Here is a 23,733-nt window from a genome sequence, read left to right as displayed (position 1 = left end):
TCCCGCAAAAAAAGAGATATAAACCTATCATTCTAGGCTTATATCTCTTTTTCGTTGAACAAAAACATTCCCTTGAAGGATGCACCACAGGCTTCTGCAATGTCATTGAGTTCCTGTTCGGAAAAATTATCACGTTTCAATTTGCCAGAAATATTAGCAGATGAAGTACCCAGTTTTTCAGCCAATTGTTTTTTATTCATGCCTGCTTCAATGAGCAAGATTTCAATTTTTTTTGCCATAGAACCCATGATATGTGACTCCTTTTTAGATGCAATACTGTAGTGACAACCCTTGCGGTTGTCAGCGGACAGGGGCAAGCCCTATCCCTACAAATCGGTGGTTTATATAATCAAATTATACAGTAAAAAGTCAAATAATTCAATTCTAAATCAAAAAATTAACTAAAAAATGAAATTACATCTTGACAAAATAAACCCGATACTATAATATTAAATTATTCAATTAAACAATTAACAAAAATATTAAAAATGTGTAGGGGATAGCTGTGCTGTCCCATTGAAAAACAAACAAAAAAGGAGTGTACTTATGGCAAAATCAACCATCAAATCCATCTTCAATGGCGATATTATGTTATGGGAAGCAGTATACCAAAGGAATCAAGAACAGAAAAAATCAGAAGATCTATTGGATACAGAAATGGAATACCTCACAAGGCATATGAGCAAAGAGGACAAACATCGATTTGAGGAATATATTTGGAAGCGATTGGAACAAGACTATGAGGACACCATAGATGCACAGGTGAATGCATTTGTTTTGGGTGTGCATGTGGGAATGGAATTATTGCAATGAAATGAAGATGCTTTGTCATTCAAAAGAACAAAGTGACGAAGAATCTTAAGATCCTTCACTCTTTGACGCAAGCGTCAAATATTCAGGATGACAAAATAGTAGTCTGTAGGTCTGTCATTCAGAGGAGTGAAACGACGAAGAATCTTAAGATCCTTCACTGCGTTCAGGATGACAAAGAAAAACAGGCGATATCCTTGTAGGGGTGGATTCCATATCCACCCAAAAGCGAATATCCATTTATACCCAAAACGGAGCATCCACCAAACGATACTTGATGAGAGCAAAATATTCACGTACATAATAATTGGGCAACAAATACCATGGACTGGGTGCAGAAATTCCTTCTGCTTCCAAACCAGCCAAATCTGCCAGCAATTCAGATCTGTACACATGAAAATCATTGGTCACAAAGATAGCAGTGTAATCTCCATCAAAATGCTCATCTAAAATGCGTTTGGAATATTGGAAATTTTCTGTGGTTCTGGTGGATTGTTCTTCTAACAAAATGGAATCGCTTCCAATATCATATGTGTTTTGCAAATATTTGGACATGGCATAGGCTTCTGTGACAATTTCGTTTTCACCTTGACCGCCAGAAACCACAATTACAGAATTAGGATGTGCTTGGTGATATGCAGCAGCAGTATCCAATCTACTTGCCAATGAAAGAGAAACATCTTCACCAATCAAACCAGCACCCAAAACAATGATGGCATCTGCTTCTTGTTCTGGTTGCACCAATGTTTCCTTCGTGATGGTGATGGTGTGTATCAAAAAGGTGATACAAAAAATATAGAACCCTGTTTTTACGAAAAGGTATAGGTATCTCCAAGGTTTTTGCTGACACAAAATATGAATTTGGTTGTAGAAAAGGGTATAGAAATAAAAAAGCAAACCAAAAAAGATAATGACCATACTTCCAGTTGCAGTCAATGTGAAAACAGCAGTCCCCAAACCATATAACAGTAGGATGATGCTGATGCAATATAAAATGTGTTTTTTACGTGGATTCATGGGAACCTCCAAAAGGCGTTTTTTCTAGTATACCAAAAAGCAGATGGACTGTGTAGCCATCTGCCAAAGTTTTAGAAAGATTTAAGGAAATTTCCAGATTAAGAATTGAATGGTGCTTGCAATTCATACTGTAGAGGTCGATGCCTACATCGACCTGATCTTTACATATCAGTCTATTGCATTAGGGTTGATGTGGGCATCAACCCCTACGTAAATAATGTTTCTTTTATGATGTGGATTTTTCCATAAAAAAAGAACGATATCAAATACCGTTCTTTGGAAGGTTGCCCTTATTCTTCATATTCGTTTGCTGCTTTTACAATCCATTCTTTGAGAGCACTGCGATTGAAGGTTTCGTCCATTTCCAATTCAACAGACAAACTTTCCAATTCGTCTTCGTCTGCGAGATAGCTTGCCTCAAAAGGTGCAGTAATATCATCCTCAAATAGAATTTCACCTTCAATTGCCCAACTATCGTCACCTTTGTCTACGGAATAGATGTTTACTTCTTCGATATGTAACATAATCGATTGCCTCCTTAAAAACCTTGTTCTTTCTTATATTTATTGATGTTTTTGCTTTTTACGGCTGTTTTTTGCTTGAATTTTTTTGCTGTGTTTTGCTTCTTCTTTTTTACACTCTATGCTGGATTTCTTGGGATATGCCTTTGTTTTTTGTGAGGTTGTCACTGGCTTTTTCACAGAATATCCAAAGGTTCCCAGTTGTTCACCAAGAGTATAATAACCACCATGTGAATAGCAGATGGGCTCTGTTTTGTTGAAATGGAATTTGCCTGTTTCGTCCAAATATTCATCGCTGACACTGACAGAAACCACTTCGCCAAGGAACATATGATGGGTACCAAGGGGAATAATCTCTTTGACCTTACATTCAATGTTCACTGGAGATTCATATATGATAGGAGCATCCACCTGTTCACCTTTTTTTGGCGTTAACTTCATTTCTTCAAATTTATTGAGATCACGACCGCTTTTCACACCACAATAATCACATGCATAAGCCAAATCCTTGGTCACCAAATTGATGACAAATTCACCAGATTCTTTGATCAAATCAAAGGAGTGTCTGGAGGGTCTAATGGAAACATATGTCATTGCAGGGTCGCTATTGATGGTACCTGTCCATGCAACGGTAATCACATTGGGTGACTCCATTGTACCACAAGAAACCATAACTGCTGGAACAGGGTATAAAACCGTACCAGGTTTCCAATTTGCTTTTCCCATACATACCTCCTAGAACATAAAACACATTTAATGTAATTAATATTACTATGATTCATGTGAATTTGTAAAGTGAAATTTTGGATTTTTATAGAAAATTTAATTGAATGATATTTTTTTCACGTGTGATGAATTATGAAAGAACTTTTTTTCAGGGAATTGGTAGAAATCTTTAAAATGAAAGGGTGAATGTCTCTTTTATGTGGACAAATGTATTTTTTAATTGACAAACAGAAAAAATTTTGTACAATAGAGATAATGGAAAAACTAGCATACATGAGAGGAGCTTACACATGAAACATGTTACATATATTGGCACAAGAGATGCATCCATCCAAGCATCTGCATCAGAAGCGATTTTAAAAGGGATTTGTGCAGACGGTGGTTTGTATATTCCAGCAGAAATTCCAACTATGGACACACCTTTGGAGGAATTGGCAAAGCTTTCTTACCAAGACCTTGCATTTACAGTGTTGCGTAAATTTGTAGATTTTACAGATGAAGAATTGAGAGCCTGCATTGATGGTGCATATGATGAAAAATTTGATACCAAAGAAATTGCACCACTTGTACAAAAGGGCGATGCATACTTCTTGGAGTTGTTCCACGGTAGAACCTTGGCATTCAAAGATATGGCATTGTCTATTTTGCCTTATTTGATGAAAACAGCAGCCAAAAGAGAAGGCATTGACAAAGAAATCGTAATCTTGACTGCAACTTCTGGCGATACAGGAAAAGCTGCATTGGAAGGTTTTGCAGATGTAGAAGGTACCAAAATCATTGTGTTCTTCCCAGAAGATGGCGTAAGTCCAGTGCAAAAATTGCAAATGACCACACAAGAAGGTAAAAACACCTGTGTTGTAGGCATCTTGGGTAATTTTGATGATGCACAAACAGCAGTGAAACAAATCTTTACCGATGTGGAATTGGCAGCAGAATTGGAAGCAAGGGGTTATGTATTCTCTTCTGCAAACTCCATCAACATTGGGCGTTTGGTACCACAAATTGTGTACTACTTCCATGCATATTTGCAAGCAGTGAAACAAGGTGGTTTATCTATGGGTGAATCCATCAACTTCTCTGTACCAACAGGTAACTTTGGTGATATTTTGGCAGGATGGTATGCAATGAAAATGGGACTTCCAGTGGGTCACTTTGTGTGTGCCTCCAATGACAATAAAGTCCTTTATGATTTCTTCCAAACAGGTACATACGATAGAAACAGAGAATTCCACGTAACCGTATCTCCTTCTATGGATATTTTGATTTCCAGCAATTTGGAACGTTTGATTTCTCATATGGTGGGTCAAGACTTGACTAAAGAAGAAATGACACGTTTGCAAACAGAAGGTAAATATTCAGTGGAAATCAAAGAAAGCAAAATCACAGGGGAATACGCAACAGAAGCAGAAACCTACACAGCCATCAAAGACTTCTTTGGTAAAACAGGCTATGTGATGGATACCCATACAGCAGTTGGTTATGCAGCATACAAAAAATATAAAGAAGCAACTGGCGACAATACACCTACGGTCATTGTTTCCACAGCAAGTCCATATAAATTCACAAAAGATGTTATGATGGCAATGGATGACAAATATAAAACAGAAGATGCATTTGTATTGATGGATGAATTGGCAAAGATTAGCGGCGTTGCAATTCCAGAACCAATTCGTGGTATTGAAACCAGAGAAATCTTGCATAAAAATGTGTGTGAAAAAACAAAAATCCAAGAATTTGTCAAAGGATATTTGTTGTAAGATTAGATAAATGAGGAAAAGGGGCGGAGTTCTGCCTCTTTTTTGTTGCAATTGTAGGGAACAGTCTTGACTGTTCCGCCTGAACCGCCAAAGATTCCTCATTGCATTCGGAAGGACAGGAATTTGGGTATACAATCGTAGGGTGCGATGCCCTCATCGTACCGTCTGAACCGTCGCAAACCAATAGGGGTATTGTGGCAAAGGTAAAAAAGGTTTCCCATCCCGCATTTTTCGTAAGATAAATTTTAGAAAGTTTGTCCCTAAAATCATTGCTTTTCCATAGGTTTTTGGATACAATAAAAGAGATATATATAAAACTGGCAAATGAAAAGAAAATCCCTGATTATAATAGAAACCAATGACAATGGAGGAGAACCATATGAATCAAATTGATCAATTGAGCATCAATACTTTGCGTGTACTTTCTGCAGAAGCAATCCAAAAAGCAAATAGTGGACATCCAGGACTTCCTTTGGGTGCAGCTCCAGCAGCATATGCACTTTGGGCAAAAACAATGAATGTAAATCCAAAAAATCCAACTTGGCACAATAGAGATCGTTTCGTTTTGTCAGCAGGTCATGGTTCTGCATTGTTGTATTCCATGCTTTGTGTATTTGGCTATGGCTTGACAACAGATGATTTGAAAAACTTCCGTCAAAAAGATTCTTTGACAGCAGGTCACCCAGAATACAAACATACCGTTGGTGTGGAAGTGACAACTGGACCTTTGGGTCAAGGGATTGCAAATGCTGTTGGTATGGCATTGGCAGAAAGCCACTTGGCAGCAAAATTCAATACAGCAGATCACAAAGTGGTGGATCACTATACATTTGCTCTTTGTGGTGATGGTTGTTTGCAAGAAGGTGTTGCTTCTGAAGCGGCTTCTTTGGCAGGCACAATGGGTCTTTCCAAATTGGTTTTGGTGTATGATTCCAATAAAATCACAATCGAAGGCGATACAGATGTTGCCTTTACAGAAGATGTAAAAGCTCGTTTTGCAGCATATGGTTGGGATGTATTTGAAGTGGCTGATGGCAACGATTTGGATGCTTTGGAAGCAACCATTGCAGAAGCAAAAGCAACTGACAAACCAGCACTCATCAAAGTCAATACATTGATTGGTTTTGGTGCGCCAAACAAACAAGGCAAAGCATCTGCTCATGGGGAACCTCTTGGCAAAGATGAGTTGGCAGCAATGAAAGCAAACTTTGGCTGGTCTGAAGAAGAATTCTACATTCCAGAAGAAGTGAAAGCACATATGGTAGCTTGGAGGGTAGAAGCAGAACAAAAAGAAGCAGCTTGGAATGCACTCTTTGCAGACTATGCAACGAAAAACCCAGAACTTGCAAAAGAATATGGCGTTTGGTTCAGCGAAGAATTGCCTGTAGACTTGCTTGCAGATGAAGATTTCTGGATGGATGAAGGCAGTGTGGCAACTCGTGTTACATCTGAAAAAGTATTGCAAAAAGTGGCAAAAGTAGTGCCAAATCTCTTTGGTGGTTCTGCTGACTTGGCACCTTCCAATAAATCTTTGATGAAAGATAGAGAATACTACAGCAAAGAAAATCCAGCTGGTTCCAACTTGCATTTTGGTGTGCGTGAATTTGCAATGACAGCAATGGCAAATGGTATCGCTGTACATGGTGGTTTGCGTCCATATATTGCTGGATTCTTTGTATTTGCAGATTATATGAAAGCTGGTCTTAGAATGGAAAGCTTGATGGGATTGCCTGTCATCAGTATCTTCACACACGATAGCATCGGTGTTGGTGAAGATGGTCCAACTCATCAACCAATCGAACAATTGGCAATGCTTCGTAGCATTCCAAATTACACAGCATTTAGACCATGTGATACAAGAGAAACAGCAGCTGGTTGGTATACAGCTTTGACCAAAACTACAACACCAACCGCTTTGGTATTGACCAGACAAAACTTGCCTTCTTTGGAAGGTACTGGCAAAGATGCAATCAAAGGTGGCTATGTGCTTCGTGATTGTGCTGGTACACCAGATGTATTGTTGATGGCAAGTGGTTCTGAAGTGGAACTTGTTTACAAAGCGTACGATGTTTTGGCAGAACAAGGTGTGAAAGCAAGAGTCATCAGTATGCCTAGTTTGGACTTGTATGATGCACAATCTGCTGAATACAAAGAAAGCGTTATGCCAAAAGCAGTACGTGCAAGATTGGCTGTAGAAGCTGCTTGTGATTTTGGATGGCATAAATACATTGGCTTGGATGGCGACATGATCTGTATGGATGGATTTGGTGCTTCTGCTCCAGCTGGTGAATTGTTCAAAGCATATGGCTTCACTGTAGAAGCAGTGGTAGAAAAAGCATTGGCTTTGGTGAAATAAGAAAACAAACAAACGGGCAGATATGGAATCTGCCCCTACAATAGATCAACTGTATCAACAAACGGGTGGATATGGAATCTATCCATACAATATGAATTTTACTGTAGGGAACGGTCTTGACCGTTCCGTTTTTATAGGTATAAATTGAAGGAGGTTACACTATGCGGTGTTTTATCGCAATTGAATTGGCACCAGAAGTCAAAGAATATTTGGCAACTGTGCAACAAGAAACACAAAAGTTTTGTAGACGTGGTAGCTATACACCACAAAATAACATTCATTTGAATGTACAAGTCCTTGGAGAAATTGCTCCATCTGATGTGGAATACATCAAAGAAGCTATGTTTGAAACAGCACAAAGAAACAAAGCATTTACCTTGCAATTGGATCGTTTGGGATTCTTTGGCAAAGGGGATAGAGGTGTTTTGTGGGCAGGACTCAAGAAAAGTACATCTTTAGAAAGATTATTCTTTGGACTTAGCAAAAGCATGGAACGTCAAGGCTTTGCTCGTGATAAAAAAGGGCAAGCACTCCATATCACCCTTGGTCGTGATGTGGAACCACAAAGGGGATATACCGATGTGCAAAAGGCAGTTCGACTAGAACCTATTACAATTCCTGTGGAGCGTATTGTATTGATGGAAAGCAAACGACGTGGCACAGACTTGTTCTATCGCACCATATTTGCACAAGATCTCAAAAAACCACAACCAAGAACTGCAAGAAACGAAAAATAATAACAAACAATGCACTTTGTAGGGGATGGGTTCCCCATCCTGAAAAATAAGATTCTTCACTGCGTTCAGAATGACAAATGGGAATATTACCTTGTAGGGGTGTACCTCTCGCCACCAAAGATATGGTGGTCACCGTAGGTGATTTTGCTTGCAAAATGATGACATGGTCGCCCGTAATATCATAATCAAACGGAGGGCATTATTATGGAAGAAATACAAATGACAACATTGGAAGAAACTATAACAACCTACCCAACACAAGAAGGTAGAATCCCTTGGCGTAGATTGTGGTCAAGGGGTTTGGATACCTCCATCTATGGTGCAATTATCGGTGCGATTCTAGCGCCCTAGGTGGTATCATTGTATTCTTTGATAGCTTCATAGAATTGTATCTGGGATACCTTGTGGTGCTTTTCTTGGAACCTATTATGATTGCGAAATTAGGTACCACCATTGGCAAACGAATTTTTGGCATTCGAGTGTTGGATGCAGATGGTGAGAAACTGACCTTGGAAGCAGCAAAAAAACGTACCTATTCTGTGTTTAAACATGGTATGGGATATTGTATTCCTTTATATGATTTATACCGCCAATACAAAAGTTATGGCAAATGCAAAGAAGGCGAATTGGTCTGGGATGCAGGTATTTCTTATGAAGTGGAAGATAATAAGGTTGTTTTGCGTATGATCATAGGGTATGTATTGTTAAGAGCTGTGGCATATGGAGCAAATATGCTTGTGGCAATGTGCCTATAATGGTAATTGAATGGAACAGGAAACCATCCTTTATAATTGTAGGGGCATACCTATGTGTACGCCCGTAATAAATTCAAACTAGACAAACGAAGGAAAATGTGGTACATTACAGTTTAAGAAAATATCATTCGTGTACAAAAGACTTTGGAGGGCGAACAAAATGGAAAAAGCAGTCATTACAGTATTGGGCAACGACCAAGTAGGTATTACAGCAAAAGTATGTACTATCTTGGCAGGTCAAAACGTGAATATTCTCGATATTTCCCAAACCATTGTAGATACATATTTTAACATGGTTATGGTGGTGGATATTGCAAAAGCAAATGTGACATTTGAAGCAATGGGCGAAGAGTTGGCAGCAGCTGGCGATGCAATGGGACTCAAAATCAAAGTGCAACATACCGCAATCTTTGATGCAATGCATAGAATTTAAGAACAAAAGACAAAGTCAAAAGATAAGACCTTGGGATGTTGGATGCGACAAAGAATAGATAAAGGTTTTGTAGGGTCATGGCTTGCCTTGACCGTAGGTTTAGGAGAATAGAAAATTCTTATTGAACCAAATACTATATCACCTCCACTGGTCAGAATGAGCAGTGGCAATAAAGTTTAGGTTAAGCCTTTTTAAAGGCTTACAGGTGTGGACAGAGTCCGCGGTCTTGATTTTGATCTTTATCTTTTGACCTTTAGGAGGATATTATGATTACAAGAAATGAAATTTTGGAAACCAATCGTATGATTGACGATATGAACTTGGATGTGCGTACCATTACCATGGGGATCAGTCTGTTGGACTGTGCAGACGCAGATATCGACAAGTTCAATGAGAAGATTTATAATAAAATTACCACATATGCAAAAGACTTGGTGAAAACAGGCGATGATTTGGCTAAGAAATACGGTGTGCCTGTGGTCAACAAACGTATCTCCATTACACCAATCGCCATTGCAGCAGCTGGCTGTGAAACAGACTCTTACGTAAGTATCGCACAAACTTTGGATCGTGCAGCAAAAAAAGTGGGTGTCAACTTCATCGGTGGATTCTCTGCGTTGGTACAAAAAGGCTACACAGAAAGCGATCGCAAATTGATTGCATCTTTACCAGAAGCATTGGCTGTCACAGAACGTGTTTGTGCGTCTGTGAATGTGGGTACTTCCAGAAACGGCATCAATATGGATGCAGTGAAAGAAATGGGCGAAATCATTTTGCAAACAGCGGAATACACCAAAGACCGTGAATGTATCGGTTGTGCAAAATTGGTTGTGTTCTGTAACGCAGTTGAAGATAATCCATTTATGGCAGGTGCATTCCATGGTGTTGGTGAAGGCGATTGTGCCATCAACGTTGGTGTCAGTGGTCCCGGTGTTGTAAAAAAAGCTTTGGAAGAAGTGCGTGGTGCTGATTTTGAAACCCTTTGCGAACAAGTGAAGAAAACAGCATTCAAAATCACTCGTGTCGGTCAAATGATTGCACAAGAAGCATCTGCATTGCTCGATGTACCATTTGGTATCATTGACTTGTCTTTGGCACCCACTCCAGCAGTAGGTGATAGTATTGCAGAAATCTTCCAAGAAATGGGACTTGCAGAACCTGGTGCTCCTGGTACCACAGCAGCGTTGGCTTTGCTCAATGATAATGTAAAAAAAGGTGGCGTTATGGCATCTTCCTATGTAGGTGGTTTGAGTGGTGCGTTTATTCCTGTCAGTGAAGATCATGGTATGATTTCCGCAGCAGAAAAAGGGGCTTTGACCTTGGAAAAATTGGAAGCCATGACTTGCGTTTGTTCTGTAGGCTTGGATATGATTGCAATTCCTGGAGATACACCAGCAACAACCATCTCTGGTATCATTGCGGATGAAGCGGCAATTGGTATGGTCAATAACAAAACAACAGCAGTGCGTTTGATTCCTGTTATTGGACGTGGCGTTGGACAAAGTGTTGAATTTGGTGGCTTGCTTGGCTATGCTCCCATTATGCCAGTGAATACATATAGCTGTGCACCATTCATCAATCGTGGCGGTAGAATTCCAGCTCCAATCCATAGTTTCAAAAATTGATATGTGTGGGCGACCGAAAGGTCGTCCTTTTTTTGCAGTGAGTGAGCGGGCGGACACATAGGTCCGCCCCTACAGTGGTGGCGTGATATTAGGGGATGGGGAACCCATCCCCTACAAGTGCAAAGTTGTGCAGTGAATACCATTTGCAGGTATTGTTCGTTGGTTTTGTAGGGGCGACCTGTGGTCGCAAGTTATCTCGATATATTTATATTTCGTAGGGGAGGATATCATCCTCCTGCATACCCAATTGATGGATACAAACCCTATTTAATAGGAAGAAACACAAAATATTGATGAAAAACAGCAATAATCCGCTCTATTATGGACATGTGATTACAGCATATGGACAAAAGTGATATTTGTGCATGATGTATGAAGTTTGGTTGATTTTAATTTAAAATTTGGTGAAAAATTTAAGAAAAATAAGCAAAAACTTTTTACAAAACCCTTGCCAAATCAGGAAATATACGATATAATTATCCATGTTGTGACATAGAGTGTTGAGACAGAAGGTTGTCGGAGTCCAAATTATGGGACTTACGAGTATTTCTGTGGAGCGATGTCCAGTTCATGAAACCGGGCGACAAGGTCACTGTACTGAATATTAGGGGAAGTATCGCTTCTAGGAGCTAGAAGTGTGCTTGCGTATCCTCCGTTGCAGGAAACACCCGGATAAGTGTGCAGTCGCTACTTGTCGTACTGAAATCAAAGTACGAAAAGGAGGGGACTTTTTTTATGGCTAACCCAAAAATCAGAATCAGTCTAAAAGCATATGATCATAAGTTGATCGACCAATCTGCAGCGCAGATTATTGAAACTGCTAAGAAAACAGGAGCGCAAATCAGCGGACCTATTCCACTTCCAACTAAAAAGGAAGTAGTAACAATCATCAGAGCGGTACACAAGTACAAAGACTCTAGAGAGCAGTTCGAAATGAGAACACACAAAAGATTGATTGATATTTTGAGCCCTACAGCAAAAACAGCAGACGCACTCAGCCGTTTGGATTTGCCAGCAGGTGTAGACATTACTCTTAAAGTAATGAAATAAGAATATCAAACAATGGCAACAAACAAAATTCAAAAATCAATCGATGCAACGACCGAGAAGATTTTATGAATACGCAACAAGAAGCAACACAAAAAAGCAAAAACCCAAAAAACTGGTTTATATAAGAAGAATTTGTGAAAGAATATCTGTAACAACTCTTATATGAATCTAGTATGATTCCCTGACCACCATCTGGTGTGAAGGCAATCCGCTGTAGAAAATTAGGAGGTGCAAGAAATGAAGAAAGCGATTATTGCTAAAAAAATCGGTATGACACAAGTCTTCGCAGAAAACGGCACTTTGGTTCCTGTAACAGTATTGGAAGCAGGCCCAAATGTTGTAGTGCAAAAGAAAACTGTTGAAAACGATGGTTACGAAGCAATCCAAGTTGGTTTTATGGATGCAAAAGCAAAACATGTCAACAAACCTGAACAAGGTCATTTTGACAAAGCTGGCGTAACAGCTAAAAAAGTAGTAAAAGAATTGAAATTGGAAGATATCTCCGCTTACGAAGTTGGCGCAGAAATCAAAGCAGATGTATTTGCAGCTGGTGAAAAAGTTGATGCAACTGGTATCTCTAAAGGTAAAGGATTCCAATCCACTATCAAAAGATACAATGCTTCCAGAGGACCTATGGGACATGGTTCCAAATCTCACAGAGTTACAGGTTCTATGGGTACATCCGCAACACCTAGCCGTGTAAGAAAAGGCAAAAAAATGCCAGGTCACATGGGTAGCGTGAAAATCACAATCCAAAATCTTGAAATCGTACGTGCTGATGCAGAAAAGAACATCTTGTTGATCAAGGGCGCTGTTCCTGGTCCTAAAGGTGCTATTCTTGTAATCAAAGACAGCGTAAAGGCATAATAAACTTTACGAAAGGAGGAAACTAACATGGCAAATGTTGCAGTATTAAACATGAGTGGCGCAGAAGTAGGTCAATTGGAACTCAATGACGCTATTTTCGGTATAGAAGCAAATGAACACGTAATGCACTTGGCAGTTGTTCAATATTTGGCAAACCAAAGACAAGGAACACAAAGCACAAAAACTCGTGCAGAAGTTCGTGGTGGTGGTAGAAAACCTTTTAGACAAAAAGGTACTGGTAGAGCTAGACAAGGCTCCACACGTTCCCCTCAATGGGTTGGCGGTGGCGTTGTATTCGCTCCAAAACCAAGAGACTACTCCTTCAAATTGAACAAGAAAGTGAAAAGATTGGCTTTGCAATCTGCTCTTTCTACAAAAGCAATTGAAGGCAAAATTATCGTTGTGGATGAACTCACAATGGCGGATGTAAAAACAAAAGAAATGGTGAAAGTATTGGAAAACATCAAATGTGGCAACGCATTGATCGTTATGGACGGTACAAACACAAATGTTATGCTTTCCGCAAGAAATATTCCTGAAGTAAAAACAGCTTCCGTAAGCACAATTAATGTTTACGACTTGTTGAAATACAACACATTGGTTGTAACAAAAGAAGCGGTTGCTAAAATCGAGGAGGTGTACGCATAATGGCTGATTTGAAATATTATGACGTAATCCAAAAACCTGTTATTACAGAAAACAGTATGTCTGTAATGGACGAAAAAAAATATACTTTCATCGTGCACCCAGAAGCTACTAAAGCCCAAGTGAAAGATGCAGTAGAAAAAATGTTCGCAGGCACAAAGGTTGCAGCTGTAAACACAATGAACTACGATGGCAAACCTAAAAGACGTGGCGTTCACTTCGGTAGAACACCTAAGTTCAAAAAAGCAATCGTTAAATTGACAGCAGATAGCAAAGAAATCGAAATCTTCCAAGGTATGTAATTCATAACCTGAAGGACGTCGGAAATATATGCAAAACACACGGTAACGTGTAAACGATACAAAAACTCGAAAGGAGTGTAGAAGAAGATGGCAATTAAAAGATATAAACCCTATACCCCATCTAGAAGACACATGACTGTGTCCGCTTTTGATGAAATTACAAAATCAACTCCTGAAAAATCTTTGGTGGTACACCTTAAGAAAAATTCAGGTAGAAATAACCAAGGTAAATTGACAGTACGTCACAGAGGTGGCGGTCACAAAATCAAATACAGATTGGTTGATTTCAAAAGAAATAAAGATGGTGTTGCTGCAACAGTTAAAGCAATTGAATACGATCCAAACAGAACAGCGAACATCGCTTTGATCGCTTATGCTGATGGTCAAAAAGCTTACATCTTGGCTCCAGTTGGTCTTCAAGTTGGAGAACAAATCATGAATGGCCCTGATGCTGAAGTAAAATTGGGCAACACATTGCCTATGAGCTGTATCCCAGTTGGTACTAGCATTCACAACATCGAAATGAAACCAGGTAAAGGCGGCCAATTGGTTCGTTCCGCTGGTAACGTAGCGCAATTGATGGCGAAAGAAGGCAAATATGCAACAGTCAAACTTCCTTCTGGCGAAATGAGATTGCTTCCAATCGAATGTAGAGCTACTATCGGTCAAATTGGTAACACAGACCACAACTTGGTTCACATCGGTAAAGCTGGTAGAAAACGTCACATGGGTATCAGACCTACAGTAAGAGGTTCTGTAATGAATCCTAACGATCACCCTCACGGTGGTGGTGAAGGTCGTGCTCCTATCGGTCGTCCAGCTCCAATGACACCTTGGGGTAAACCAGCAATGGGTTACAAAACAAGAAAGAAACACAAAGCTTCCAACAAATATATCGTTCGCCGTAGAAACGGTTAATAGATCGGAATGTGCATAGCACAAAAAAACACGAAACAAGGAGGAGTCAAACATGAGCAGATCACTCAAAAAAGGACCTTTCGCTGATGATCATCTTTTGAATAAGATTGATGCAATGAATGCAGCAGGCGAAAAGAATGTAATCAAAACATGGTCCCGTCGTTCTACAATTTTCCCTGATATGATCGGACATACAATTGCAGTTTATGACGGTAGAAAACATGTGCCTGTATATATCACAGAAGATATGGTAGGACACAAACTTGGCGAGTTTGCTTTGACTAGAAGTTACAGAGGTCATGGTAAAGACGCAGAAAAGAAATCTAAAGTTCGCAAATAATTGATAACGGAAGGAGGTTTCGTTCATGGCAAAGGGTCATAGAAGCCAGATTAAAAAAGAAAGAAATATTGCAGTACAAGAAAAACGACCTCACGCATCTGCGAAATACGTTGGTATTCCTGCATCCAAAGGCAAAATCGTTTTGGATCAAATTAAAGGAAAAGACGTTGTTACAGCAGCAGCGATATTGAATTATTCTCCAAGATTTGCATCTGAAATTATTGCGAAAGTTTTGAAATCCGCAGTAGCAAATGCAGAAAATAACTTGGGTATGGACGTAAGTAAATTGTATGTGGAAGAGGTAAGTGCAGATCAGGGTCCAACAATGAAAAGAATTCGCCCTAGAGCACAAGGCAGAGCATATCGCATCTTAAAAAGATCTTGCCATATTTCCATCATTCTCAATGAGAGATAAGGAGGTAGAAAAATGGGACAAAAAGTAAATCCACATGGTTTGAGAGTCGGAATCATCAAAGACTGGGATACAAAATGGTATGCTGGAAAAGATAACTTCGCTGATTACCTTGTTGAAGACGTAAAAATTAGAAAATTCATCAAAAAAGAATTGTTTGCTGCTGGCGTTTCCAAAATTGCTATCGAAAGAACAGCTGGAAAAATCAAAGTAACAGTAAGCACAGCAAAACCTGGTATTGTTATTGGTAAAAACGGCCAAGCAATTGAAGAATTGAAAGCCAAAATCCAAAAACTTACAACACAAAAGGTTTCTGTTAACATTGATGAAATCAAAAGACCTGAATTGGATGCTACATTGGTTGCTGAAAAAATCGCATTGGACTTGGAAAATCGTGTAACTTTCCGTCGTGCTATGAAACAAGCAATGGGTAGAACAATGAAATTCGGTGCTAAAGGTATCAAAACTGGAGTAAGTGGTCGTTTGGGCGGTGCTGATATGGCTCGTACAGAACATTACCACGAAGGAACTATTCCTCTTCAAACATTGCGTGCAGATATTGACTACGGTTTTGCAGAAGCTGATACTACTTACGGCAAAGTTGGCGTAAAAGTATGGATCTACAAAGGTGAAGTTCTTCCTGTTAAAGCAGTGAAAAAGGAAGGAGGCGCAAAGTAATATGTTAATGCCTAAAAGAGTGAAACATCGTAAGCAACAAAGAGGTTCCATGAAGGGTCGCGCACTCAGAGGGAACAAAGTAACTTACGGAGAATATGGTATCATGGCTATGGAGCCAAGCTGGATTACATCCAATCAAATCGAAGCAGCACGTATTGCGATGACAAGACACATTCGTCGTGGTGGTGACGTTTGGATTAAAGTATTCCCAGACAAACCAGTATCCGCAAAACCTATCGGTACTCGTATGGGTTCCGGTAAAGGAGCACCTGAATATTGGGTAGCGGTAGTAAAACCAGGTAGAGTAATGTTCGAAATCGGTGGCGTAGCAGAAGAAGCAGCTAGAGAAGCTTTGAGACTTGCAATTCACAAACTTCCTATTAAATGTAAAATCGTTACGAAAGCAGAAGCATTGGAAATGGCAGGTGATCAGCAGTGAAAACTAAAGGTTATGTAAATGAATTGATGGGTAAGACTGCAGATGAGTTACAAAAAGACCTTGTCTCTGCTAAAAAAGAATTGTTCAACTTGAGATTCCAAAACGCAACAAATCAATTGGACAATACAGCAAGAATCAAGGAAGTTCGTAAAAGCATTGCAAGAATCCAGACAGTGATTACACAAAAAGCGAGAGCAGCAGAATAATCATAGGTCTATGAAAGGAGGAACTCATTGTGGAAGAAAGAAATCTTCGTAAGACCAGAATTGGTAAAGTTGTCAGTGACAAAATGGATAAAACAATCGTTGTTGCTGTAGAAGATAAAGTAAAACACCCTTTGTATGGTAAAATTGTTAACAGAACATACAAATTGAAAGCACATGATGAAAACAACGAATGTGGTATGGGTGATAGAGTAAAAGTTATGGAAACAAGACCTTTGTCCAAGGACAAAAGATGGAGATTGGTTTCCATCATCGAAAAAGCAAAATAATCCTGCTTAAGAGAGGAGGCATTCAAATGGTTCAACAAGAAACCAGATTAAAAGTTGCAGATAATTCCGGAGCGAAAGAACTCCTTTGCATTAGAGTACTTGGTGGCTCTACAAGAAGATATGCTGGTGTAGGCGATGTTATCGTTGCTGCAGTTAAAGATGCAACACCCGGCGGCGTTGTAAAAAAAGGTGACGTAGTAAAAGCTGTTGTTGTTAGAACAGTACACTCTATCGGTAGAGCTGATGGTAGCTACATCAAATTTGATGACAATGCAGCAGTAATCATTAAAGATGACAAAAACCCTAGAGGTACACGTATCTTTGGGCCTGTTGCAAGAGAATTGAGAGAAAAACAATTCATGAAAATTCTCTCTCTTGCACCTGAAGTATTATAAGGAGGTGTGCTAGGTGGCTAACATGAAATTGAAAACTGGTGATACAGTTGTTGTCATTGCTGGTAAAGATAAAGGCAAACAAGGTAAAATCCAAAAAGTTGACAAAAAAAATGGTAGAGTAATCGTGGAAGGCGTTAATTTAATTTCCAAACATACAAAACCAAGCCCAGCAAATCAACAAGGTGGTATCATCAAAAGAGAAAACTTTATTGATGCATCCAACGTAATGTATTTGCACAATGGCAAAGCAACTCGTCTTGGTGTTATGATCAAAGATGGTAAAAAAGTAAGAGTAGCAAAAAAGACAGGCGAAGTGATCAAATAATCCCTGTGAAAGGAGGTAAACAATGACCAGATTAAGAGATTTTTATAATGCAGAAGTTGTTCCAGCTATGATGGAAAAATTCGCATATACAAATAAAATGGCTGTGCCTAAATTGGAAAAAATCATCATCAATATGGGTGTTGGCGAAGCAAAAGAAAATGCTAAAGTTTTGGACGGTGCTGTGAAAGATATGACTATCATCGCAGGTCAAAAACCAGTTATCACAAAAGCAAAAAAATCTATTGCTGCATTCAAACTTCGTGAAGGTGTGAGCATCGGTTGCAAAACAACTTTGAGAGGCGATAGAATGTATGAATTCGCTGATAGACTTATCAATATCGCTCTTCCTCGTGTACGTGACTTCCGTGGTGTTAAAGCAAACAGCTTTGACGGACGTGGTAACTACACAATGGGTATCAAAGAACAATTGATCTTCCCTGAAATTGAATATGATAAAATTGACAAAATCAGAGGTATGGACATCGTTTTCGTAACAACAGCTAATACTGACGAAGAAGCAAGAGAATTGCTTAAATTGTTCAACATGCCATTCGCAAAATAATCAAGGGAGGGACAAAAATGGCTAAAAAATCTATGATTGTAAAGCAACAAAGAGAGCCAAAGTTCTCTACTAGAGCTTACACTCGTTGCAGAGTTTGTGGTAGACCTCACTCTGTTTTGAAAAAATATGGAATCTGCCGTATTTGCTTCCGTGAATTGGCATACAAAGGTCAAATTCCCGGCGTGAAAAAAGCAAGCTGGTAATAAGAAAGGAGGAATTCAAATGTCAATGAGCGATCCTATTGCTGATATGCTTACAAGAATCAGAAACGGTAACACAGCGAAACACGATACTGTAGATGTTCCTGCTTCCAAAATGAAAAAAGCAATTGCAGACATTTTGATCAAAGAAGGTTACGTTAAAGGTTATGAAGTCATCGAAGATGGTGTAAAAGCTACTATTCGTGTGAGTCTTAAATATGGCGAAACCAAAAATGACAAAGTTATCACAGGTATCAAAAGAATTTCCAAACCTGGTCTTAGAGTTTTTGCTGGTGCAGATGAATTGCCTAAAGTTTTGGGCGGTTTGGGCATCGCAATTATCTCCACAAGCCAAGGTTTGATGACAGATAAAGAAGCAAGAAACGCAAACATCGGCGGCGAAGTAATCGCTTTTGTTTGGTAATTAGAGAGATATATAGGAGGAGCAGACCATGTCCAGAATTGGTAGATTGCCTGTAACAGTTCCTGCAAACGTTGAAATCAAAATCGGCGAAGGTAACTTGGTTACAGTAAAAGGACCTCAAGGAACACTTGAGAGAAAATTTTCCGCAGACATGAACATCGCGATGGAAGATGGAGTAATCGTTGTTGACAGACCAAGTGAATTGAAAAAACACAAAGCACTTCACGGTTTGACAAGAACATTGCTTTTCAACATGATCGTTGGTGTTACAGAAGGATATCAAAAAACTTTGGAAATCAACGGTGTTGGTTACAGAGCAGCAAAAGCTGGTAAAAAATTGACTTTGACATTAGGTTATTCTCATCCAGTGATCATGGAAGATCCAGATGGAATTGAATCTATTGTAGAAGGCACAAACAAAATCATCGTTAAAGGTATTGATAAAGAAAAAGTTGGTCAATTTGCAGCTGAAATCAGAACAAAAAGACCACCAGAACCTTACAAAGGTAAAGGGATCAAATACTCTGACGAAAGAATCAGACGTAAAGTTGGTAAGACCGGTAAGAAATAATTTCGCTAAGGTTGCGTAAATCTATTTATATCGGAAAATGACTAATTTTTAAGAAATGGAGTGAACATACAATGATTAATAAGCCATCTCGTGCTGCGGCTCGTGTCAAAAGACACTACAGAATCCGTAACCACATCAGTGGTACAGCACAAAGACCAAGATTGGCAGTTTTCAGATCCAACAAGCATATGTATGCACAATTGATTGATGACGTAGCAGGTGTTACACTTGTTGCTGCATCTACAATGGAATCTGAAGTTGCTAGCAAAGTAGAATTTACTTCCACAGTTGCTGCAGCTGCAGTTGTTGGCGAAGTAATTGCTAAAAAAGCAGTTGAAAAAGGCATTACTGAAGTAGTATTTGACAGAGGCGGATTCGTTTACCACGGTAAAGTGAAAGCTTTGGCAGATGCTGCAAGAGAAGCCGGACTACAATTCTAAGGCAAGGAGGAAGTAAGTTTATGAAAATCGATCCAAGTACTTTAGATCTGAAAGATAAAGTAGTAACCATCAACCGTGTAACTAAGGTTGTTAAAGGTGGTCGTACATTTAGATTCGCAGCACTCGTTGTAGTTGGCGATGGCAATGGCCACGTTGGTTGCGGTATGGGTAAAGCAGCGGAAATTCCTGATGCGATCCGTAAAGGTAAAGAAGACGCTATGAAAAACATCATCAAAGTAAACATGAATGATGTAGATAGTATCTTCCATGAAGTAAAAGGCGTATACGGCAGTGCACAAGTATTGTTGATGCCTGCTGCAGAAGGTACTGGTGTTATCGCTGGTGGTCCTGCTCGTTCTGTATTGGAATTGGCTGGCGTGCGTAATATCAGAACAAAATCCTTGGGTTCTAACAATAAGAGAAACGTTGTTAGCGCAACAATCGAAGGTTTGTCCAGAGCGACAACACCTGAAGAAGTTGCAAAACTTCGTGGTCTTACTGTTGAAGAACTCTTAGGTTAAGGAGGAATTGACAGTGGCTGAATTAAAAATCACTTTGGTGAAATCTACAATCGGAGCAATTCCGAAACATAAAAGAACAGTTCAAGCAATGGGACTTAAAAAAACACACAGCAGTGTGGTTCAACAAGACAATGCGGCTATTAGAGGTATGATTCACCAAATTAGCCACCTTGTAAAAGTTGAAGAAATTTGATTTGAGGAGGTGCACAAATGAACTTATGCGAATTGAGACCAGCAGCTGGCTCCAAAGAAAAAGCTTGGAGACGTGGTAGAGGTCATGCAACAGGTAACGGTAAAACAGCTGGTAGAGGTCATAAAGGTCAAGGCCAACGTGCTGGTACTGGCGGTAAAGCTGGTTTTGAAGGCGGTCAAATGCCTTTGTACAGACGTCTTCCAAAAAGAGGTTTTACTTGTAGAAACAGCAAAAATATCGTAGCAATCAACGTAAATATGTTGAATGTTTTCGAAAATGATACAGTAGTTGACATCAATGCTTTGAAATCCGTTGGTTTGATCAGCAATCCTCGTGATGGCGTGAAAATCCTCGGTAACGGTGAATTAGAAAGAAAGCTTACAATCCAAGTAAATTACTACAGTGAAATTGCTAAGGAAAAGATTGAAGCAGCCGGCGGAAAAGCAGAGGTGATCTAATTGTTCAAAATTTTTGCGAATTCTTGGAAAACAAAAGAAATTAGAAGCAAAATTCTTTACACTTTGATGATTTTTGCGATCATCAGAATGGGAACTTTGATTGCTTTGCCTGGTATCGACGTTTCTGGCGTTGCTGCTGCTCGTGAAGCAATGGGAATGGGAACTTTGTATAACATGATTGCTGGTGGTGCAAACTCCAGCTGGTCATTGTTTGCAATGGGTATTGGTCCATACATCACAGCATCCATTATTATGCAATTGTTGACCATAGCCATTCCAAAATTTGAACAACTTTCCAAAGAAGGTCCAGAAGGACGTAAAAAATTGCAAGGATATAGCAGATACGGTACAGTAATCTTGGCATTCATCCAAGGTGCTGGCTTGACTTATACTTACAAAAGTATGTTCGTATCCAACAATCCATTGTTCTATGTTGCTTCTGTAATCTCTTTGGTTTGCGGTACTATGTTTATCATGTGGCTTGCAGAGCAAATCACAGCAAAAGGCATTGGTAACGGTTCCTCTATGGTAATCTTTATCAATATCATTTCCTCTTTGCCACAAGGCATCGCAACATTGTACTACACCATTACAGGCTCTGGCTTGGTTGGTGTTGGTAAAGTAGTTGCAATCTTGGTTATTTTAATTATTGTTTTGGCATTCATCGTTTGTGTAAACACTGGCGAAAGAAGATTGCCTGTACAATATTCTTCCAAAATGGCAGGTCGCTCTCAAATGGGCGGTAGAGGAACACATATGCCAATCAAAGTAAACACAGCAGGTGTTATTTCTATCATCTTTGCACTTTCTTTGTTGCAATTCCCTCAACAAATTGGTAATTTCATTTCCAATAAGAGTGATGCATTCGAAACTGTGCTAGAATATACATCTATGACACATCCTGTGGGTGCTGTACTATATGTACTTTTGATTTTGTTCTTCACATATTTCTACACATCAATCGTAATCAATCCAAACGAAATTGCGATGAATATGAAAAAGAACGGTGGGTTCATTCCTGGTATTAGACCTGGTCAACCTACAAGCGCTTATATTGCAAGAGTTGTAAACAGAATTACACTTGTTGGTGGTATCTGTTACGCACTCTTGGCATTGGTACCTATCCTTTTGCAATGGATTTTCAGTATCAATGTAGGTTTTGGTGGTACAACTTTGATCATCGTGGTTGGCGTTGCTTTGGACGTCGTAAAATCTCTTGAAAGTCAATTGTTGATGCGCCATTACAAAGGCTTTTTGAGTGAATAAGTTCAATTCTTAGGGGATGCTTCGTGCATTCCCGGGAGTTGGCTTTGGGGAGTCACACAAAAAGAGAAGGGCTGAGCGATAGAAAAGAGGTAATGATTGATATGAAATTAGTTCTCATTGGAGCACCTGGAGCAGGAAAAGGAACCCAAGGTTCCGCATTGGTAGAACGATACAACATCGTGCGTATCTCAACAGGTGATATTTTGAGAGAAGCCGTTGCCAAAGAAACAGAGCTGGGTAAACAAGTAAAAGACATCATTGCGGTTGGTGGCTTAGTTTCCGACGAAATCATTATAGCTATTGTAAAAGAAAGAATCAAACAAGATGACTGTGCAAACGGATTTATCTTGGATGGCTTTCCTCGAACACAAGTGCAAGCCCAAAAATTTGAAAAGATGGTGGAGATTGATAAGGCGATTTACATTGAAGTGCCTGATGAACTCCTTTTGGATCGTTTGACTGCAAGACAAACTTGCTTGCGTTGTGGTTCAACTTATAATCGTATCCATAAACCATCTAAGAAAAAAGGTTTCTGTGATGTCTGCCACAACAAATTGGTGCAGCGTTCTGATGATACCATTGAATCTGGTGTCAAACGAATCCAAACCTTCCACGATCAGAGTGAAACTTTGGTGACATTCTATCAGGAAAAAGGTTTGTTGGTGAAAGTAGATGGAACAGAATCTATTTCTGAAATCACAAATGCAATAATCAAAGGTTTAGAACAATAAAGGCTAAAGGTGATGTAGTTGGAATTTCAAATCGGTCAAATGGTATATTCCAAAGACGGACACGATAAGGGAGAAATGATGCTGGTGCATTCTTTAGAAGGTTCCTTCGTTTATGTGGTTGATGGTAAACGTCGCACATTAGACAAACCCAAAAAGAAAAACCCAAAACATTTGCAACCAACTCATTATGTGGACGCAGAAATAGCCAAGTGTTTGGTGCAAAAAGAGAATCTCTTGGATGCAACCATCCGCAAAGCAATCAAAATGTATAACGAAAAAGCAGTAGACAAAGGAGGTTCTTAACTTGTCAAAAGATGACGTATTAGAAGTAGAAGGAACCATACTCGAAAAATTGCCAAATGCTATGTTCCAAGTTGAATTGGAAAATGGTCATAAAATTTTGGCACACATTTCAGGAAAATTGCGTATGAATTTCATTCGTATTTTGCCTGGTGATAAGGTATTAGTGGAAATGTCACCTTATGATTTGACCAAGGGTCGTATTATTTGGAGAGCAAAATAAGGAAGGAGCGATCACAGTGAAAATAAGACCATCTGTAAAACCAATGTGTGAAAAATGCAGAATCATCAAAAGAAAAGGTCGTGTAATGGTCATTTGTGAAAATCCAAAGCATAAACAAAAACAAGGCTGATATATTTTTTGTGGTGAAATAAGGGGGCAGAAACCCTTGATTGTCCGTGAGAAATCCGTCAATATATTCGAAGGAGTATACAGTTAATAGCAAAGACAGCAGACATACTTGAC

Annotated in this window: 38 protein-coding genes; 34 read left to right on the top strand and 4 right to left on the bottom strand. The window is 39.3% G+C overall.

The window, feature by feature from the left end:
* Positions 1-38: 38 nt before the first annotated feature.
* A complete protein-coding gene (locus MJY40_RS13290; RefSeq protein ID WP_317854679.1) occupies positions 39-248 on the bottom strand; it encodes a helix-turn-helix domain-containing protein in 210 nt (69 codons plus the stop codon).
* Positions 249-546: 298 nt separating this feature from the next.
* On the opposite strand from MJY40_RS13290, the gene MJY40_RS13285 reads away from it, so the two are divergent.
* The gene (locus MJY40_RS13285) at positions 547-813 is read left to right on the top strand and encodes a DUF6809 family protein (RefSeq protein ID WP_317854678.1); all 267 of its coding nucleotides are present in this window, start codon (positions 547-549) and stop codon (positions 811-813) included.
* A gap of 237 nt (positions 814-1,050) precedes the next feature.
* Here the strand turns inward: MJY40_RS13285 and MJY40_RS13280 are convergent, their stop codons facing one another.
* The 3 genes from MJY40_RS13280 to MJY40_RS13270 all read right to left on the bottom strand — a co-directional run bounded on the left by MJY40_RS13280 (position 1,051) and on the right by MJY40_RS13270 (position 3,074).
* Positions 1,051-1,827 carry a YdcF family protein gene (locus tag MJY40_RS13280; RefSeq protein WP_317854677.1) on the bottom strand — a complete coding sequence of 259 codons (777 nt, stop codon included), beginning with the start codon at positions 1,825-1,827 and terminating at the stop codon, positions 1,051-1,053.
* 290 nt (positions 1,828-2,117) lie between these two features.
* Positions 2,118-2,351, bottom strand: a complete 234-nt coding sequence (locus MJY40_RS13275; protein ID WP_317854676.1) for a hypothetical protein — start codon at positions 2,349-2,351, stop codon at positions 2,118-2,120.
* Between the two features lie 39 nt (positions 2,352-2,390).
* Positions 2,391-3,074, bottom strand: a complete 684-nt coding sequence (locus MJY40_RS13270) for a flavin reductase family protein (protein ID WP_317854675.1) — start codon at positions 3,072-3,074, stop codon at positions 2,391-2,393.
* A 290-nt stretch (positions 3,075-3,364) separates the two neighbouring features.
* Here MJY40_RS13270 and thrC point away from each other — a divergent pair, with 290 nt between their 5' ends.
* The 33 genes from thrC to rpmJ all read left to right on the top strand — a co-directional run bounded on the left by thrC (position 3,365) and on the right by rpmJ (position 23,620).
* Positions 3,365-4,831, top strand: a complete 1,467-nt coding sequence (gene thrC / locus MJY40_RS13265) for a threonine synthase (RefSeq protein ID WP_317854674.1) — start codon at positions 3,365-3,367, stop codon at positions 4,829-4,831.
* 379 nt (positions 4,832-5,210) lie between these two features.
* On the top strand, positions 5,211-7,187 hold the full coding sequence (tkt, locus tag MJY40_RS13260) for a transketolase (RefSeq protein WP_317854673.1): 1,977 nt from the start codon (positions 5,211-5,213) through the stop codon (positions 7,185-7,187).
* A gap of 161 nt (positions 7,188-7,348) precedes the next feature.
* The gene (thpR, locus tag MJY40_RS13255) at positions 7,349-7,924 is read left to right on the top strand and encodes an RNA 2',3'-cyclic phosphodiesterase (RefSeq protein WP_317854672.1); all 576 of its coding nucleotides are present in this window, start codon (positions 7,349-7,351) and stop codon (positions 7,922-7,924) included.
* A 204-nt stretch (positions 7,925-8,128) separates the two neighbouring features.
* The gene (locus MJY40_RS13250; RefSeq protein WP_317854671.1) at positions 8,129-8,275 is read left to right on the top strand and encodes a hypothetical protein; all 147 of its coding nucleotides are present in this window, start codon (positions 8,129-8,131) and stop codon (positions 8,273-8,275) included.
* A 77-nt stretch (positions 8,276-8,352) separates the two neighbouring features.
* On the top strand, positions 8,353-8,679 hold the full coding sequence (locus tag MJY40_RS13245; protein WP_317854670.1) for an RDD family protein: 327 nt from the start codon (positions 8,353-8,355) through the stop codon (positions 8,677-8,679).
* A 160-nt stretch (positions 8,680-8,839) separates the two neighbouring features.
* Positions 8,840-9,112 (top strand): ACT domain-containing protein, encoded by a 273-nt coding sequence (locus tag MJY40_RS13240; RefSeq protein WP_317854669.1) that lies wholly within the window; start codon positions 8,840-8,842, stop codon positions 9,110-9,112.
* A 266-nt stretch (positions 9,113-9,378) separates the two neighbouring features.
* Positions 9,379-10,737, top strand: a complete 1,359-nt coding sequence (locus MJY40_RS13235; RefSeq protein ID WP_317854668.1) for a PFL family protein — start codon at positions 9,379-9,381, stop codon at positions 10,735-10,737.
* A gap of 735 nt (positions 10,738-11,472) precedes the next feature.
* Positions 11,473-11,787: a 30S ribosomal protein S10 gene (gene rpsJ, locus MJY40_RS13230; protein ID WP_066047582.1), complete on the top strand. Its 315-nt coding sequence runs from the start codon at positions 11,473-11,475 to the stop codon at positions 11,785-11,787.
* A gap of 237 nt (positions 11,788-12,024) precedes the next feature.
* A complete protein-coding gene (gene rplC, locus MJY40_RS13225; RefSeq protein WP_317854667.1) occupies positions 12,025-12,654 on the top strand; it encodes a 50S ribosomal protein L3 in 630 nt (209 codons plus the stop codon).
* Positions 12,655-12,681: 27 nt separating this feature from the next.
* Positions 12,682-13,302, top strand: coding sequence for a 50S ribosomal protein L4 (rplD, locus tag MJY40_RS13220; protein ID WP_317854666.1), 621 nt, complete (start codon positions 12,682-12,684; stop codon positions 13,300-13,302).
* On the top strand, positions 13,302-13,601 hold the full coding sequence (gene rplW / locus MJY40_RS13215; protein WP_317854665.1) for a 50S ribosomal protein L23: 300 nt from the start codon (positions 13,302-13,304) through the stop codon (positions 13,599-13,601). Before rplD ends, rplW begins: the two co-directional genes overlap by 1 nt.
* A gap of 87 nt (positions 13,602-13,688) precedes the next feature.
* On the top strand, positions 13,689-14,519 hold the full coding sequence (gene rplB, locus MJY40_RS13210; RefSeq protein ID WP_317854664.1) for a 50S ribosomal protein L2: 831 nt from the start codon (positions 13,689-13,691) through the stop codon (positions 14,517-14,519).
* A gap of 52 nt (positions 14,520-14,571) precedes the next feature.
* Entirely contained in the window at positions 14,572-14,859 is a 288-nt protein-coding gene (rpsS, locus tag MJY40_RS13205; RefSeq protein WP_317854663.1) for a 30S ribosomal protein S19, read from the top strand.
* A gap of 25 nt (positions 14,860-14,884) precedes the next feature.
* Positions 14,885-15,274: a 50S ribosomal protein L22 gene (gene rplV / locus MJY40_RS13200; protein WP_317854662.1), complete on the top strand. Its 390-nt coding sequence runs from the start codon at positions 14,885-14,887 to the stop codon at positions 15,272-15,274.
* A gap of 12 nt (positions 15,275-15,286) precedes the next feature.
* Entirely contained in the window at positions 15,287-15,949 is a 663-nt protein-coding gene (gene rpsC / locus MJY40_RS13195) for a 30S ribosomal protein S3 (protein ID WP_317854661.1), read from the top strand.
* Position 15,950: 1 nt separating this feature from the next.
* On the top strand, positions 15,951-16,388 hold the full coding sequence (gene rplP / locus MJY40_RS13190) for a 50S ribosomal protein L16 (RefSeq protein WP_317854660.1): 438 nt from the start codon (positions 15,951-15,953) through the stop codon (positions 16,386-16,388).
* Positions 16,385-16,594, top strand: a complete 210-nt coding sequence (gene rpmC, locus MJY40_RS13185) for a 50S ribosomal protein L29 (protein WP_317854659.1) — start codon at positions 16,385-16,387, stop codon at positions 16,592-16,594. Before rplP ends, rpmC begins: the two co-directional genes overlap by 4 nt.
* A gap of 83 nt (positions 16,595-16,677) precedes the next feature.
* The gene (gene rpsQ, locus MJY40_RS13180; protein ID WP_334305931.1) at positions 16,678-16,881 is read left to right on the top strand and encodes a 30S ribosomal protein S17; all 204 of its coding nucleotides are present in this window, start codon (positions 16,678-16,680) and stop codon (positions 16,879-16,881) included.
* A 26-nt stretch (positions 16,882-16,907) separates the two neighbouring features.
* Complete coding sequence (gene rplN, locus MJY40_RS13175; RefSeq protein ID WP_317854657.1) at positions 16,908-17,276, top strand: 50S ribosomal protein L14; 369 nt, start codon at positions 16,908-16,910, stop codon at positions 17,274-17,276.
* 22 nt (positions 17,277-17,298) lie between these two features.
* Complete coding sequence (gene rplX / locus MJY40_RS13170) at positions 17,299-17,601, top strand: 50S ribosomal protein L24 (RefSeq protein ID WP_317856457.1); 303 nt, start codon at positions 17,299-17,301, stop codon at positions 17,599-17,601.
* A gap of 22 nt (positions 17,602-17,623) precedes the next feature.
* A complete protein-coding gene (rplE, locus tag MJY40_RS13165) occupies positions 17,624-18,163 on the top strand; it encodes a 50S ribosomal protein L5 (protein WP_317854656.1) in 540 nt (179 codons plus the stop codon).
* Between the two features lie 17 nt (positions 18,164-18,180).
* Complete coding sequence (locus tag MJY40_RS13160) at positions 18,181-18,366, top strand: type Z 30S ribosomal protein S14 (RefSeq protein ID WP_317854655.1); 186 nt, start codon at positions 18,181-18,183, stop codon at positions 18,364-18,366.
* A gap of 19 nt (positions 18,367-18,385) precedes the next feature.
* Positions 18,386-18,787, top strand: a complete 402-nt coding sequence (gene rpsH, locus MJY40_RS13155) for a 30S ribosomal protein S8 (RefSeq protein ID WP_317854654.1) — start codon at positions 18,386-18,388, stop codon at positions 18,785-18,787.
* A 28-nt stretch (positions 18,788-18,815) separates the two neighbouring features.
* Positions 18,816-19,358, top strand: coding sequence for a 50S ribosomal protein L6 (gene rplF / locus MJY40_RS13150; protein ID WP_317854653.1), 543 nt, complete (start codon positions 18,816-18,818; stop codon positions 19,356-19,358).
* Positions 19,359-19,429: 71 nt separating this feature from the next.
* Positions 19,430-19,798 (top strand): 50S ribosomal protein L18, encoded by a 369-nt coding sequence (gene rplR, locus MJY40_RS13145; RefSeq protein ID WP_317854652.1) that lies wholly within the window; start codon positions 19,430-19,432, stop codon positions 19,796-19,798.
* Between the two features lie 20 nt (positions 19,799-19,818).
* Positions 19,819-20,319, top strand: a complete 501-nt coding sequence (rpsE, locus tag MJY40_RS13140) for a 30S ribosomal protein S5 (protein WP_317854651.1) — start codon at positions 19,819-19,821, stop codon at positions 20,317-20,319.
* A 13-nt stretch (positions 20,320-20,332) separates the two neighbouring features.
* Entirely contained in the window at positions 20,333-20,512 is a 180-nt protein-coding gene (gene rpmD / locus MJY40_RS13135) for a 50S ribosomal protein L30 (protein ID WP_317854650.1), read from the top strand.
* A gap of 17 nt (positions 20,513-20,529) precedes the next feature.
* Positions 20,530-20,970 (top strand): 50S ribosomal protein L15, encoded by a 441-nt coding sequence (rplO, locus tag MJY40_RS13130; RefSeq protein ID WP_317854649.1) that lies wholly within the window; start codon positions 20,530-20,532, stop codon positions 20,968-20,970.
* Positions 20,971-22,236 (top strand): preprotein translocase subunit SecY, encoded by a 1,266-nt coding sequence (gene secY, locus MJY40_RS13125; RefSeq protein ID WP_317854648.1) that lies wholly within the window; start codon positions 20,971-20,973, stop codon positions 22,234-22,236. It begins immediately after the preceding gene.
* Between the two features lie 92 nt (positions 22,237-22,328).
* Positions 22,329-22,967 carry an adenylate kinase gene (locus tag MJY40_RS13120; protein ID WP_317854647.1) on the top strand — a complete coding sequence of 213 codons (639 nt, stop codon included), beginning with the start codon at positions 22,329-22,331 and terminating at the stop codon, positions 22,965-22,967.
* Between the two features lie 18 nt (positions 22,968-22,985).
* A complete protein-coding gene (locus MJY40_RS13115) occupies positions 22,986-23,270 on the top strand; it encodes a KOW domain-containing RNA-binding protein (protein ID WP_317854646.1) in 285 nt (94 codons plus the stop codon).
* Between the two features lies 1 nt (position 23,271).
* Complete coding sequence (gene infA / locus MJY40_RS13110; RefSeq protein ID WP_317854645.1) at positions 23,272-23,490, top strand: translation initiation factor IF-1; 219 nt, start codon at positions 23,272-23,274, stop codon at positions 23,488-23,490.
* A 16-nt stretch (positions 23,491-23,506) separates the two neighbouring features.
* Complete coding sequence (rpmJ, locus tag MJY40_RS13105) at positions 23,507-23,620, top strand: 50S ribosomal protein L36 (RefSeq protein WP_016407807.1); 114 nt, start codon at positions 23,507-23,509, stop codon at positions 23,618-23,620.
* The last annotated feature ends 113 nt before the right edge of the window (positions 23,621-23,733 follow it).

The organism is Chakrabartyella piscis (assembly GCA_030067835.1).
In the GTDB taxonomy this organism is placed as follows: domain Bacteria; phylum Bacillota; class Clostridia; order Lachnospirales; family Anaerotignaceae; genus Chakrabartyella; species Chakrabartyella piscis.
Note: the sequence above shows the minus strand (reverse complement) of the source record. Positions and strands in the feature narration are given on the sequence as shown.